The sequence below is a fragment of the Pseudoselenomonas ruminis genome, assembly GCF_008271295.1.
Classification (GTDB): Bacteria; Bacillota; Negativicutes; order Selenomonadales; family Selenomonadaceae; genus Selenomonas_A; species Selenomonas_A ruminis.
The window spans coordinates 23,469-37,698 of record NZ_VTOY01000012.1 but is presented as its reverse complement, the minus strand read 5'-3'; the positions used below and the strand labels follow the sequence as shown (position 1 = coordinate 37,698).

Sequence of the window (14,230 nt, the reverse complement as noted above, 5' to 3'; positions counted from 1 at the left end):
TGTGAGAATGTTTAGCGGAAACAGATAATACTGATAAAGCTAAACAAAGGGAAAGGAAGTTTTTGGAAAATGCGACTAAACAAAAAAGCTTTGGCAATCCTCACGGGACTCACCCTCAGCGCAGGACTCGGCAGTACGGCTTTCGCAGCATCGGCGGACAGCTTCACCGATGTGCCGAAAGACCACTGGGCCTATCAGGCCCTCGACTACCTCGCCAAGGAAGGCGTAATCGATGGCATGGGCGACAGCACCTTCCAGGGGGGCCGCTCGATGACCCGTTATGAAATGGCCAGCGTCGTAGCCAAAGCCATGCAGAAGAAAGACATCAGCTTCGGGGACAAAGCTGTACTGGACAAACTCTCCGCGGAATACGCCGGCGAACTCGACACCCTGAACAAAAAAGTCGACGCCAACACGAAAGCCATCAAAGACCTCAACGAGAAGACCGATAAATTCAAGGTCTGGGGTACGGCACGCGTGCAGGTAGGCGATGATAATGGGCTGCAGTCGGATTATGGTTCCAAGCATCCAGGCTGGGGCGAGTGGAATAATGGCTCTCCTAATGGAAACTACAATAACCGCTTCTATATGGATCTTGAAGGTCAGATGAAGGTCAATGATCATGCAGTTGCTAGGTTTACCATTGAGAAGAATGCCCACTATCGCGATAGCGAATACCGCAGGTCAAAGATTGCTAATATCGCTTCGGCTCCATCGCAAATACAAGAAAAAGATGGCACTACGACTAAGGTAACCAATGGCGGACAGAAGTTCACGACAGGTTCTTATATTTCGGGAAATGACCGCGACAGCCTGCTGGGCGATGATAACCATAATGGTTCGATATCGAATATTTGGGTTGAATTACAACTTGGCCCGAAGCATGACTGGTACACGAACATTGGCCGTAAATGGAATGGCATCGGCATGCAGAATCTGATGCTTGGAGGTCAGGTTGATGGTATTCAGACCTATCATCCGATTGAGCATGGCCATGGCTGGTGGATGAGTGCCCAGTATTGGAAGTCTGCATCGGATTGGACGAACACCGACGTTAAGTGGAAATCAGAGGATTCCACATCCAAGGTGACTATAGATGGAGAAGAAAAAACCATTACGCAGAAGGTTGCTGTTGTTGATAGCGTGAATGTCTATTCGCGTCGTGCTCCGATTGTTGGTACGTTGAATTTCTGGGGACCGATTGGCAAATATGCCGATTTGAATCTGGCTTATTCACGTATTGTGCAACATCAGGCAAACAATTCAACTGAGGCAAATACGAATACGTATTATACAGGGGCACATAATTTCTATGGTGTTGATTTAAAGATTCGCCCGATTAAAGATTTCTCCATTACGGGATCTTATCTGAAATCTGATGAGCGGATTAATGATTGGAATCCTACTAACAATTGGGCAAGTGGTGGTAAGGCTGATACGGCTTGGGCTGTTCGCTTTGATTATCGTGGTACTGATCTTAACAAGGTCGGTAGTTGGGGAGTGTACGCTAAGTGGGTTAACATTGGTGCATTGGCTGATATTGCTCACGATGACGAATGGGCTACGCGTGAACCGACCTATGTAAATGGCGTTCGCGGTTGGTATTTCGGTTTCAAGTGCATACCGGCTCACAATGTCGAGTGGGAGACGATGTGGGCTCCGCGTTTGGCAGAAAATATTCAGGCTACTTATGATGGAGGACAGTATCGTCGCCACATTCTCCGCAGCTGGCTCGACTTCCACTTCTAATCTGCTGACAGCAGCTTGAAGCACTCTCCCAAGCGCCCACCCCCTCATCCGGGTTCGCTCCGCTCACCCACCTTCCCCCCAAGGGGAAGGCATGAGGAGCACGGCTTTTGGGAGAAGTATTGGTCATATAGGTAATAAGGAAGCTGTGAAAATCCGTTTTCACAGCTTCTAATCTATCACATAAAATTCCTTGTTGAAAGGAGATTTACAATGAATCGCAAGCAACTTTTAGGACGTGCCGTGGGCATGTCCCTGACTCTGAGCCTTCTGGCGGCGCCGTATGTGGCTCCGGCGGATGTTATGCCTGCGGCAGTCAGCTGGTCGGTCGCGGAGGCGGCTGAGTCGGTCGGTGCCGAGGATGTCGTGCTCGTCGGTACGGTGCAGACGAAGTTCGGCGCCGGTACGGACTGGGCGCCGGCGGACGGCAAGACGAAGATGAAGTCGGTCGGCAAAGGCATGTACGAGTACAAAGGCAAGCTGCCGAAGGGCAACTACGAGTACAAGATCGCCATCGGCGGCAGCTGGGGCGAGAACTACGGTGCGGACGGCGCGCGTGACGGCGCCAATATGAAGCTGAAACTCACGGCTCCGGCCGAGGTCACCTTTACTTATGACAGCATCACGCACAAGACGACGGCGACCGTCGCCGGTGCGGCTGCAGCTCCGGCGGCAGCGAAGGAAGCCGAGGCTCCGCGCCCGGCCGGTGCGGTCCAGAAGGATGATGTTGTGCTCGTCGGCACGGTGCAGACTCCGCTCGGCGCCGCCAAGGACTGGGATCCAGCGGATGCCAAGACGATCATGAAGCCGGACGGCAAGGGCCATCGCGTGATCACGGGCCTTATCAAGAAGGGCAACTATGACTTCAAGGTCGCCGTCGGCGGCTCGTGGGATCTGAACTACGGCAAGGACGGCCAGCCGAACGGCGGCAATATCGCTCTGCGGCTCGCGGCCGATCACAAGGTCACCTTCACCTACGATGAAAAGACGCATCAGATCTCGTACGACTACGAGGGCAAGGCGGCTGAGCAGGCCAAGTTTGCCAATGAGCGCGATGTCGTGCTCTGCGGCGATCTGCAGACCTTCGGCGGCGCCAGCGCGAAGTGGGCTCCGTCCGATATGGCGACCAAGATGACGGCGGGCGACCATGGTTTCTACACGTTTACGATTAAGAATATGCCAGCGGGTACTTATAACTATAAGATTGCCATCAATGGCAGCTGGGCCGAAAACTATGGCCTAAACGGCATTGCCGATGGCGCTAATGTTTCGTTGACGCTCGATAAACCCGAGACGGTTACGTTCTATTATAATGATAAGACGCATCGCATTGCCGACAGCCATAATTACAAGATGCTGACAGGCAGTGAACTGCCGAGAATTTCGGGCATTGCAGGTATTGCCGATGGTACGATGTACGACCTGATGCTTTCGGGACTTTACCAGACGGAGGCCAAGGTGGCAGCTGGCAATTATACCGCCAAAGTCACCCAGGCCGGACAGGCACCGGTTACGCAGGTTATCCATATCGCCAAGACGACGAACGTCACGTTCTACTATGATGCGGCCAAGAAGCGCATCATTGCCGATGATGGCAGTATCCGTGCCGATAAAGTCGTCCATGACAGCTGGAATAAGGACGAGCGCAGTCCTTGGGGCGCCGTGGAAGAAGGCACGCCAATAACGCTTAAAATCCGCACGGGCGCTGGCGATGTCGAAACGGCCAAGATCATGGTCACCAAGGCCGCAATGACGGCCAAAGGCGGCGACGAGTACAATCCGGATTATGACGCCGGTGTGACCACGTATTACCCGATGAAGAAAGTCGGCACGAAAGATGGCCAGGACATCTGGCAGGGCAGTTTCACGCCGAAAGATTACGGTATCTATGGCTACAAATTCGTGCTCAATGACACGAAAGAGTATGGCGACGATACCAAGACGGGCGGCACGGGTGAGCTCAAGCTTGCCGGGACGAAATACTTCCAGGTGACGGCATACAAGAAGGGCTATGAGACGCCGGACTGGGCTAAGGAAGCCGTCTGCTACCAGATTTTCCCGGACCGTTTCTTTAATGGCGATCCGTCTAACGACAATGCCCGCGATACGGCGCGCGGTACGCAGCCGGTTCAGCACCGCAGTTGGAATACGCCGCCGGCTAACGCTGGCGCCGGTGCCCTTGATGGCGATAAGTGGGATTGCAACGATTTCTATGGCGGCGACCTTGCCGGTATCACGAAGAAACTCGACTATCTCAAAGGCATGGGCGTAACGGCTATCTACCTCAATCCGATTTATGCCGCTTCGTCCAATCATCACTACGATGCGCGTGATTATGATGCCGTTGACCCGTTCCTTGGCAATTTTACGGATTTGCAGAAACTCGCCGATGAGATGAAGAAACGCGGCATGCACCTCATCATGGATGGCGTCTACAATCATGTTGGCGATGATTCCATCTATTTCGACCGCTATGGCAAGTACAAGACGGTCGGTGCCTATGAATACTGGAGCCGCATCTATGACTTGCAGAACAGCAAGGGACTCTCCCTTGACGCCGCTAAGGCTGAGGCTAAGAAACAGCTTGAGGCCGAAGGCCAGGTGTTTAGCCCGTATCATTGGGAGAATTGGTTCGACATCAAGAATACGAAAGCGCATGATGAGATGGGCGATAAGTACGCCTACCATGATTGGCAGAGCTTCTCGAGCCTCGCGCCGTTCCGCGACAAAGACTATCCGGGGTATGATAAGACGACACCTGACCATACGGATCTCGGCGATTACCTGCTCTATGGCCGCAATGGCGATAAGGGCGTAATCATGAAGTGGTTTGACTATGGCTTGTCGGGCTGGCGCCTTGATGTAGCCAAGGAAGTTCCGCCGGGATTCTGGGCTAAGACGCGTGATGCCGTCAAGTCTGTGAAGACGCAGAATGGCGATACGCCGCTGCTCTTAGGGGAAATTTGGCAGGATGGCTCCCAGTTCTTTATGGGCGATTCGATGGATTCGGTCATGAACTACAAGCTTTCCGATACGCTCATGCATTTCGTCATGGGCGGCAAGGCAGAGGATACGGACGACGTACTCACGCAGCTGCGCCAGAACTACCCGAAGCAGGCGCTCTATAACCTCATGAACATCGTCGATTCCCATGACACGGCGCGGGCTATCTACACTTATGGTGGTGGCAAGGATGGCGTGACCCAGGCCCAGAAAGCCGACTTTGACTATAATCTTGGCAAGAACCGCCTCAAGATGGCCGTGGCCTTCGAGATGGGCTATCCGGGCATGCCGACTGTTTACTATGGCGATGAAGCTGGCCAGTTCGGTTCGAAGGACCCGGATTGCCGCCGTACCTTCCCGTGGGGCAAAGAGGATAAGGACTTGCAGAACTTCTACAAGAAGGCAATTGCAGCCCGCAACAGCAACAAGAATGTCTTTGCACTCGGCGACCTTGCAACCATTGCGGCTAAGGATAATATCTACGCTTATCAGCGTACTGCCGTTGACGGTTCGGGCAAGGTCGGTGTCGTAGCCCTCAACAATGGCAAAGCCCAGCAGGTAACGCTCAAAGTAACAGCCAAGGATGGCACGGTGCTGAAAGACCAGCTGACGGGCCTCAAGGCAACCGTAAAAAATGGGGAAATTTCCTTTAAGCTTGGTGCTAACCAGGCGGTTATGATGGTCGGCTGAACAATCGGTTGACAAAAAGCTGCCGGAAACAGAAGCAATGTTTCCGGCAGCTTTTTATGTTGAATATTGTTACATGTATACATATAAACATTCTTTAATAATGAGCAATAATGTGCTATAATGTTCATTACTGATGTACTTTACAGGTGTACATGCAGTAGTAACTATACGTTGTAGAAGGAGCATTCTATATGAAACAAGAAGACAATGAGTTTATGCAGCATGAGTTGCGTCTGCCTGAGCTTACGGTCCGTGGTATGCTGCTTGGTGCTGTTTTGACAGTTATTTTCACGGCATCAAATGTGTATCTCGGCTTGAAGGTCGGTTTGACGTTTTCGTCAGCTATCCCGGCGGCAGTCATTTCGATGGCGGTCCTCAAGATGGCAAAGGATTCGAATATCCTGGAAAATAATATGGTACAGACGCAGGCTTCGGCGGCTGGTACGCTTTCGGCTATCATCTTTATCATTCCAGGCATGCTGATGATTGGCTATTGGCAGGGCTTCCAGTTCTGGCAGACCTTATTGGTATCGGCCTGCGGCGGCTGCCTGGGGGTACTGTTCACGATTCCGCTTCGCCGTGCGATGGTAGTGCATAGTGATTTGGCCTATCCGGAGGGCGTGGCAGCTGCGGAGATTTTGAAGATCGGCAGCAATTCGGCCAAGGATTCCAAGCAGGGCAATGGCCTGAAAGAAATCATGTCCGGCGGTGTTGTCGCTGGTATTGTGGCTCTCCTTTCGAATGGTTTCCAGGTCCTTTCGGGAGGTCTTTCCCTCTGGTTCCATGTCGGTAGAGGTATGACCCAGTTCCCCATTGGTTACTCGACGGCTCTCGTTGGTGCCGGTTACCTTATCGGTATTGCCTCTGGCCTGGCTATGCTCGTCGGCATTCTGATTGCCTGGGCTGGTTTTGTGCCGTTCTACACGATTACGGGCGCGGTGCCGGATGGCATGACGCTGCAGAAATTCGCCGGTGCAGTCTATCAGGAGCGCGTTCGTCTGATTGGTGCTGGTGCCATGGGCGTGGCTGCCGTCTGGACGCTGCTGACGCTGGCAAAACCAGTTATCGACGGCGTGAAAGAGTCGATTGCGGCCCTCAATATGCCGGCTGATGAACAGGGCAAGCACCGCATGGATATCGATATGTCGATTAAGAGCATCGGCATGGTCTTTGCAGTGACGGTTATTGGTCTGCTCGGTATCTTCTATGCTTTTGTCATCCCCGAGGGCTTGACGCTGGCACAGAACCTCACGTTCGTCGTTGTCGGCGTCGGTGTCGCGGTGCTCATGGGATTCTTTGTAGCGGCCGCCTGCGCTTATATGGCAGGTCTTGTCGGTACGTCCTCCAGCCCGATTTCGGGTATCGGTATTCTGGGTATTATCGTGGCATCGCTTGTCATGTATGCCCTTTGCTCGAGCTTTGGTATTTTCAGCCTGCCGGGCGGTGAGAAATTTGCTACGGCAACAGCTATTTTCACGACGTCGATTATTATGGCGATTGCCTGCATTTCCAATGATAACATGCAGGACCTCAAGACGGGCTATCTCGTCGGAGCTACGCCGTGGCGTCAGCAGGTTGCCCTGCTGCTGGGCTGTGTTGTCGGTGCACTCGTTATCGCGCCAGTCCTGAACCTTCTCTATGAGGCTTATGGCTTCCCAGGTGCACTGCCGCGTCCGGATATGGACCCAGGCCAGGCGTTGGCCGCTCCGCAGGCTGCCCTGATGACGACGATTGCGCAGGGCATTTTCTCCAGCCAGCTGGCATGGGAATACATCTATCTTGGCATGGGCCTTGGCGTCGTTCTCGTAATTATCGACCTGGTACTTAAACGCCGCACGAGACATTTGTGCCTGCCGCCGCTCGCCGTTGGCATGGGCATCTATCTGCCGCCTTCGGTTCAGACGCCGCTGGTTATCGGTGCGGTTATGGGCTATTTCCTCAATGAAAAGCTCCGGAAGGAAAAAGGCGAAGAAGGCCGCAAGAATGGCATGCGCCGTGGCACGCTTTTTGCCTCTGGCTTGATTGTCGGTGAATCCATCATCGGTGTGCTTCTCGCCGGCATTATCGTCGTATCGGTATCGAGCGGCGGCAGCGACAGCCCGCTGGCCCTCGTCGGCAAGGATTTTGCCGATACAGCTGAATGGCTGGGCTTGTTGGTATTCCTGATCACGCTGGGAATCTTTGGCAAGGTAGTTCTCGGCAACAAGAATAATTAAACCTTATAAATGACACTTTGGTGATGCAAAAAGGCCGCTGACTCGGTTGAGTCAGCGGCCTTTGGTTTTTGTTGTTTAGCGGACGTTCATGGAGAGCTCAATGAATTTGTTGGCGAGCTTGGCTTTCTGGAGGACTTCTTCGGTGATGTCCTGGCCAGCCTGTACGATTACAATGCCGTTGTCCATTTTGATGTCGCGCGTAGCTTTTTTGCCGAGCAGGAAGCGGCGATGACGCTCTTCCGTTGCTTTGTCAGCAGCGGCCTGTTTGGCAGCATCAGCAGCCGGAGCAGCAGGTGCTGCCGGAGTCGGAGCTGGGGCCGGTGCCGGAGCGGCTTTTGGAGCCTCTTTTTTCGGTTCAGCTTTTGCAGCCGGTGCCGGAGCAGCTTTCGGAGCCTCTTTCTTTGGCTCGGCTTTGGCTGCTGGAGCGGCCTTCGGAGCTTCAGCTTCCGGTGCTTTGGCCGGAGCAGCTTTTTCTGCTGGAGCCTCAGCTTTTGGAGCTTCTGGAGCCTTCGGTGCTTCGGCTTTTGGAGCTGGAGCTGCTGCCGGAGTTACTGGCTTATTTTTTTTTTCACCGTTCGGATCGATGACGGTTACCTGTTTACCAAAGATAGAAATCTGGTCACTGGTAACTTCCGTAGTCGTTCCGTCCGGTGCAGTGATTTCGCATTTTTCGATTTTGCCGTCGTCCCCGATGAAAAGCTCGGAAATGTTGCCCTGAATGGTACCGGATTTCGTGATGGCTTTGGTGCCGATGACACGAATGTTTTCATCGAGCAGTGCTTCGAAGTCGCCAGCATCGGCGAGGCTGAGGATGTTCTCGCTGTTGGTAACGGTTACGGCATCATCACCGATGGCGATAACGGATTCATACGGAATCAGTTTAACACCGCGGTACCAATCGTCATCTTCGATGGTAACAGCTGCGACAGTACCATTTTTGGCATCGATGAGCAGGGTTTTGCTCATTCCCAGCTCACGGCCTTCGGTGATGCTGATAACGGGAAGGCCAAGGATTTCTACGCTTTTCTTCATGAATATTCCTCCATTGTATTAGCTGCTCTATTCTGTTGGCTGCTGGAATTCAGCTTCGATTTCCTGCAGGATGTTCGCCGGGATATCCGGGAACGGAGTTGAGAGCGCGTGATGTTTGGATAATATATCCTGGACGATGGTCAGATAGCGGGTGTTCTTGATGAATTCCTGCTTCATGTCATCGTTCGATGCAATGATGGGAAGGGACAGGGCTTTTTTATAGGCTTTGATGGCCTCGGTGTAGTTTGCCTGTTCCTTGTAAAGATTGACGAGCTCGATGATGAGGAACGGCATGTAACTGTCCTCGGGGTAGCTCTTGATTGCCTGCTGGTAGGCGCAGATGGCAGCATCCGGCAGGTCTTTTGCTTTGTCGTAGGCATAGTCGAGAATGCTGTCCAGGGTACCCAGTGCAGCGATTTCCTGTTCGTATACCTTTCGTTTTGCTTCGGCTTGCTGTTTGGCTTTGAGCTCGGCAGCAGCTTTTTTGCGGGCCTCGTCCTTTTCGGCTTGAAGGGCCTTGGCGTGAGCCAGGGCTTTTTCTTTTGCTTCGGCTCGGGCTTTGGCCGCCTGGACAGCAGCGTCTTCCTCGGCTGATGCTGTTCCTTCTGGCTCCGGTGCCGGCTCCTCTTTGGCAGGTTCAGAAGTTTCGCCTGCGGGAGCTGCTTCAGTGGCAATTACGGCAGATACTGCTGCTTCGGCCTTTTCTTCGGCTTCGGCAATTGTCTCGGTACTGAGAACCTCAGCAACCGGTACGGGTTCTTCCTTGATGGGCTCTGGGATGGCGTTCGGACACTCGACGGTGGCGTCGGTTCCTTTTGCTCCACGGCGAAGCAGCTGCTCGTTGACAAAAGTGACACTGGCGGCTGCAACGATTACGAGTATTCCCAACCGCATATAATGGGATGGGTCAAGGAAGGGACTCATGGAGATGGCCACGGCATTTACCAGGAAGGCCATGATGGCACAAAGCACTAACGAAATCCATTTCATCTCGATGCCGATGAAACGGCACAGATGATAGATTAGGAAAATGCTGACGGCCATAATGGAGCCCGTTACCAGGATAAATGTCATGTTACTCACCTCTTCCTGTGCTTGGGCATAATGCCACTAAGTTTCTAGATTCGACATAGTGGAGAAAAATCCTGCTGCCGTTTGCAGATTTTCCCTACTATTATACCATGTTGAGGTGCGTGGAAACAATAGCAAATTGCCGCTGGCAAAACGAAGGAAAAAGCTGACGGGAAAAGAGTATTTTTTCGCGTTTGTGGCAGATTTTGACGAAGTTTTATAGTATAATAGAAAGAACAGAAAGGAACGATTCACTATGATGTTTGAGCAAGAAGCTGTGATTCATCACGACAGCGGCATCCATGCCCGAATTGCGGCGATGATTGTCCAACGGGCAAAGGAACTCGGAAAGAAATACGGTACGCCGCTTTATCTTCGCAGTGAGCGCAGTGAGCGGTTTGAGATGCACAGCCTGATGAAATTGGTCGCGCTCAAAATCAGTTGTGGTGATTCGCTTTTTGTGGCAGCCGAAGGCGATGAAGGGCGGCAGGCTGTTTACGAGATGGTCCGCTTCCTGGAAGGCGACTTCGAAATGAATTCTCCCGGGGAGATTCATGAGATGGACTTGCTGCTCCACGAGAATGCGCTGATGCAGGAACGCTTGCAGATGATTCTCGAGGCGGTACAGGATGGTATCTGCGTCGTCGACCGCACGGGCGAAATCACCTATGTAAATCCATCGTACCTGCGCATCGTGCACAAAACACCAGAGATGGTAGTCGGGCAGAATGTCTTTAAGACAGCACCCGATGGCAACCGCTGCGGCGTCTTGCGCTCGGGGGTAGCCCGCATCGGCAGCATCAGCCATAAGAAAGATGGCACGACTGTCGTGGCGAATGTCAATCCGATTTTTGTCGATGGCGAGATTGCCGGTGTCGTCTCAGTCATCAAGGATATCACGGAGCTGCAGAACCTCATGGCCCGTCTTTCCCAGGTTTCGGCTCGGGCTGAGTATCTCGAGCAGGAACTCCTGCGTACCAAGAAGACGGCGCAGGCATTCAAGAATTATATCGGCAAAAGCGGCAAGGTTGTCGACGTACTGGCACTGGCTTCCAAGGCCGCGGGGTCATCGGCTACGGTACTGATCCGCGGTGAGAGCGGTACGGGTAAAGAAGTAATTGCCGAAGGCATTCACTATGCCAGTGAACGCCGCCGCGGGCCGTTTATCCGCGTGAACTGCGGGGCGATTCCGGGAACGCTTTTGGAGTCAGAGCTCTTTGGCCATGAAAAGGGCGCTTTTACCGGGGCGGTCCGCCGCAAACTCGGCAAGTTCGAGCTGGCGGATAAGGGTACGATTTTCCTCGATGAAATCGGCGAAATGGACAAAAACATGCAGGTAAAACTGCTGCGCGTGCTGCAGCAGAAAGAATTTGACCGCATTGGCGGCGAAGAGACCGTACATGTTGATGTGCGCATTATTGCGGCCACCAACCGCAATTTGGAACAGATGGTAAAAGACGGCACGTTTCGCGATGACCTATACTATCGTCTCAATGTCATTCCTATCAGCCTGCCGCCGCTTCGCGACCGCGTCGATGATATCCCGCTTTTGGTGGAGCATTTCATTGAAAAGGTTAGTGCGGAGAGCGGCAAGAATGTCCGTGGGATTTCGCCGGAAGCGATGGAGGTCCTGATGGCCTACAAATGGCCGGGAAATGTCCGGGAGCTCGAAAACGTCATCGAGCGCGTGATAACGCTGATGGACAGCGACCGGATCATTATCGCTTCGCTTCCTTCCTATATAAAAGGTGAGATGGCCGTGCGGGAAGTACAGCATTTTGCTGCGGATACCGCCGTACTGCCTTGGGAGGAGTATGAAAAGCAGATTATCGCCAATGCCTTGAAACAGTGTGGTAGTTTCAATGCGGCGGCCAAGATGCTAAAGATTACCCACAAGACCGTGGCGGCAAAAGCACGAAAATACGGTTTGGTGGAATAGAGCTGGTAAATTTTACCGACGAGTAGTAAAATTTACCAACATATTGAATTATTTTGGTATTTTTTACCAAAATAATTAACGCCATTTATTTGAGAAAATGGATATATAATTTTAGGCTTTTGCTGAACCCTTATTTTACGGGGATTCAGAGAAAAGATATAGAAATTTTTTCCAATCTGCAAAAGTTGGCACGCATCTTGCATATTATTATGGCAGTTAGTCAAAACGTGCTGACCTCCTGCAGGGGCAGGAAAAAGAGAGTTTTTTACATTTTAGATGGGAGAGGTATAATAATGACTCAGGAAATTATCACGATCGAGAACAAAACTGGTATTCATGCTCGTCCGGCATCCATTTTCGTTCAGACGGCTACGAAATTCAAATCCAAAGTTCAGATCCAGGCTAAAGGCAAGACGGTTGATGCTAAGAGCATCCTCATGATCATGAGCATGGGCCTTGTCAAAGGCACGGAGATGACGATCGTTGCTGATGGTCCGGATGAGGCTGAGGCAGTTAAGGCTCTGAAAGATCTCGTTGCTTCCAAGTTCGGTGAGGAATAATTCACGGCGCTGAGCAATGTTGCACAATAGAATAGCCTTCTCCCGGGAGGACTCCTGGGGGGAGGCTTTTCGTGCAGTTTTAGTAATATTTCGATAGTATAAGAAAAGGCTTTCATTTATCACTGGCACATTGATTGATAGAGAGTTTTTTTTCAGGGGGAATAAAGAAAATGGCAGAGACGATTCGCGGTAAAGGCGTAATTTCTGGTATTGCAGTTGGTAAAATCATGTTGGCTGGACAGAATCTGGACGGTTATCTCGTGAACTACCAGCCGGAGAGCAAAGAGACGGAGCAGGAAAAAGCTACGGCAGCCCTGACGGCTGTTGCTGAGGTTCTGCGCGAGAGCATTGAGCGTCTGCAGAAACAGGAGATGGTTGAGCAGGCTGCTATCATGGAAGCACATCGCATGATGGTTCAGGACCCGATGATGGCGCAGAAAATCGAGGAAAAACTCGATGAGAACCCGAGTGCACCACATGCAGTCCTCAAGGCTGCTGAGGAGCAGGCTCAGATGTTCGAGGCTATGGACGATGAGTATTTTGCTGCTCGCGCTGTTGACCTTCGCGACGTTGGTAAACGCGTAGCAAAATACATCCTCGGCGTTAAAGAGCCAGAAATCGGCGATGAGAAAGTAATTCTCTGCGGCCGTGAAATCGAGCCGTCCGTTATCGCTGGCATGCCGACGGATAAGATTGCCGGTGTCCTCTTGGGCTCGGGCAGCACGACGGCTCATGCCGTTATCATTGCTAAGGCTCGCGCTATCCCGACGATTGTCGGCCTCAACAAAGAGGACCGCATCGACAAGATTGCTGATGGCGACCATGTTGTCATCGATGGCGAAGTCGGCCAGATTGTCATCAATCCGAGCGAAGCTGAGATGGCTGAGTACAATGAGAAAATCAAGAAGCAGCAGGAAATGGCTGCTCACTATGCTCAGCTCAAAGACCTGCCGGCGGTTACGACTGATGGCGTAAAAGTTGACCTCATGGCTAACATTGGTACGCACATGGACGTTGACAACGCGCTGACCTACGGTGCTGAGGGCGTTGGCCTGTTCCGTTCTGAGTTCGTATTCATGGGCCGTCAGGACATCCCGAACGAGGAAGACCAGTTCAAGGCTTATAAGGAAGCTGTCGAGAAATGCGGCGGCAACCTCTGCGTTATCCGCACGATGGATATCGGTGGTGACAAACCGCTGCCGTACCTCAACATTCCGGCAGAGGAGAACCCGTTCCTCGGCTACCGTGCTGTCCGCATCAGCCTGCAGCGCCGCGACCTCTTCATGCCGCAGCTCAAGGCTATCCTGCGCGCTGGTAAGTTCGGTAAAGTTGGCATCATGGTTCCGATGGTCATCAATGTTGCTGAGTTCAAGAAGGTTAAAGAGCTCATCGAAGAGGCTAAAGTTGAACTTACCCATGAGGGCAAGGCTTTCGCTGATGATGTTCAGGTTGGTATCATGGTTGAGACGCCGGCAGCTGCTGTTATGACGCCGGTACTCGCGAAGTACGTTGACTTCTTCTCCATTGGTACGAACGACCTCGTTCAGTACACGCTCGCCTGCGACCGTGGTAATGCAAGCATTTCTTACCTCTACAACCACTTCAACCCGGCTGTCCTCCAGCTCATCCAGCGCACGATTACGAGCGCTCGTGAGAACGGCATCTGGGCTGGTATGTGCGGTGAGATGGCCAGCGACCCGAATGCAGCAGTTCTGCTGATGGCTATGGGCATCAGCGAGCTCTCCATGAGTGCACCGTCCATCCCGCGCGTCAAAGAGAAGATTCGCAACATCAGCTCCATCAAGGCTAAGGAAATCCTGGCTGACGTCATGAAGATGGAAGATGGCGACGAAATCAAAGCATATCTGGCAAAAGTTCTGTAAGAACAAACTTTATATCGCTTGAAATAAAAGCCCTTGGGAAAAGGAAGCATAGCCTTTTTTCAAGGGCTTTTTCGCAGGGATTTGCCTGCT

The 14,230-nt window shown here is 52.3% G+C and carries 8 protein-coding genes; 6 read left to right on the top strand and 2 right to left on the bottom strand.

The features are described from left to right. The first annotated feature begins 69 nt into the window (after positions 1–69). From FZ040_RS11325 to FZ040_RS11315, 3 genes are all read left to right on the top strand, one after another. Positions 70–1,749 (top strand): S-layer homology domain-containing protein, encoded by a 1,680-nt coding sequence (locus FZ040_RS11325; protein WP_149172082.1) that lies wholly within the window; start codon positions 70–72, stop codon positions 1,747–1,749. Between the two features lie 210 nt (positions 1,750–1,959). Then, positions 1,960–5,439: a pullulanase X25 domain-containing protein gene (locus FZ040_RS11320; protein ID WP_149172081.1), complete on the top strand. Its 3,480-nt coding sequence runs from the start codon at positions 1,960–1,962 to the stop codon at positions 5,437–5,439. A 191-nt stretch (positions 5,440–5,630) separates the two neighbouring features. Further along, the gene (locus tag FZ040_RS11315; RefSeq protein ID WP_149172080.1) at positions 5,631–7,655 is read left to right on the top strand and encodes an OPT family oligopeptide transporter; all 2,025 of its coding nucleotides are present in this window, start codon (positions 5,631–5,633) and stop codon (positions 7,653–7,655) included. A gap of 75 nt (positions 7,656–7,730) precedes the next feature. On the opposite strand, the gene FZ040_RS11310 is transcribed toward FZ040_RS11315, so the two are convergent. After that, the gene (locus FZ040_RS11310; protein WP_149172079.1) at positions 7,731–8,687 is read right to left on the bottom strand and encodes a PRC-barrel domain-containing protein; all 957 of its coding nucleotides are present in this window, start codon (positions 8,685–8,687) and stop codon (positions 7,731–7,733) included. Between the two features lie 27 nt (positions 8,688–8,714). Next, on the bottom strand, positions 8,715–9,761 hold the full coding sequence (locus FZ040_RS11305; protein WP_149172078.1) for a tetratricopeptide repeat protein: 1,047 nt from the start codon (positions 9,759–9,761) through the stop codon (positions 8,715–8,717). Positions 9,762–10,014: 253 nt separating this feature from the next. Between FZ040_RS11305 and FZ040_RS11300 the strand changes: the two genes are divergently transcribed. The 3 genes from FZ040_RS11300 (at position 10,015) to ptsP (ending at position 14,140) form a co-directional block, all read left to right on the top strand. Continuing rightward, positions 10,015–11,697: a sigma 54-interacting transcriptional regulator gene (locus FZ040_RS11300; RefSeq protein ID WP_149172077.1), complete on the top strand. Its 1,683-nt coding sequence runs from the start codon at positions 10,015–10,017 to the stop codon at positions 11,695–11,697. A gap of 293 nt (positions 11,698–11,990) precedes the next feature. After that, positions 11,991–12,257: an HPr family phosphocarrier protein gene (locus FZ040_RS11295; RefSeq protein WP_149172076.1), complete on the top strand. Its 267-nt coding sequence runs from the start codon at positions 11,991–11,993 to the stop codon at positions 12,255–12,257. A gap of 170 nt (positions 12,258–12,427) precedes the next feature. Next, positions 12,428–14,140 (top strand): phosphoenolpyruvate--protein phosphotransferase, encoded by a 1,713-nt coding sequence (gene ptsP, locus FZ040_RS11290; RefSeq protein WP_149172075.1) that lies wholly within the window; start codon positions 12,428–12,430, stop codon positions 14,138–14,140. Positions 14,141–14,230: the final 90 nt, after the last annotated feature.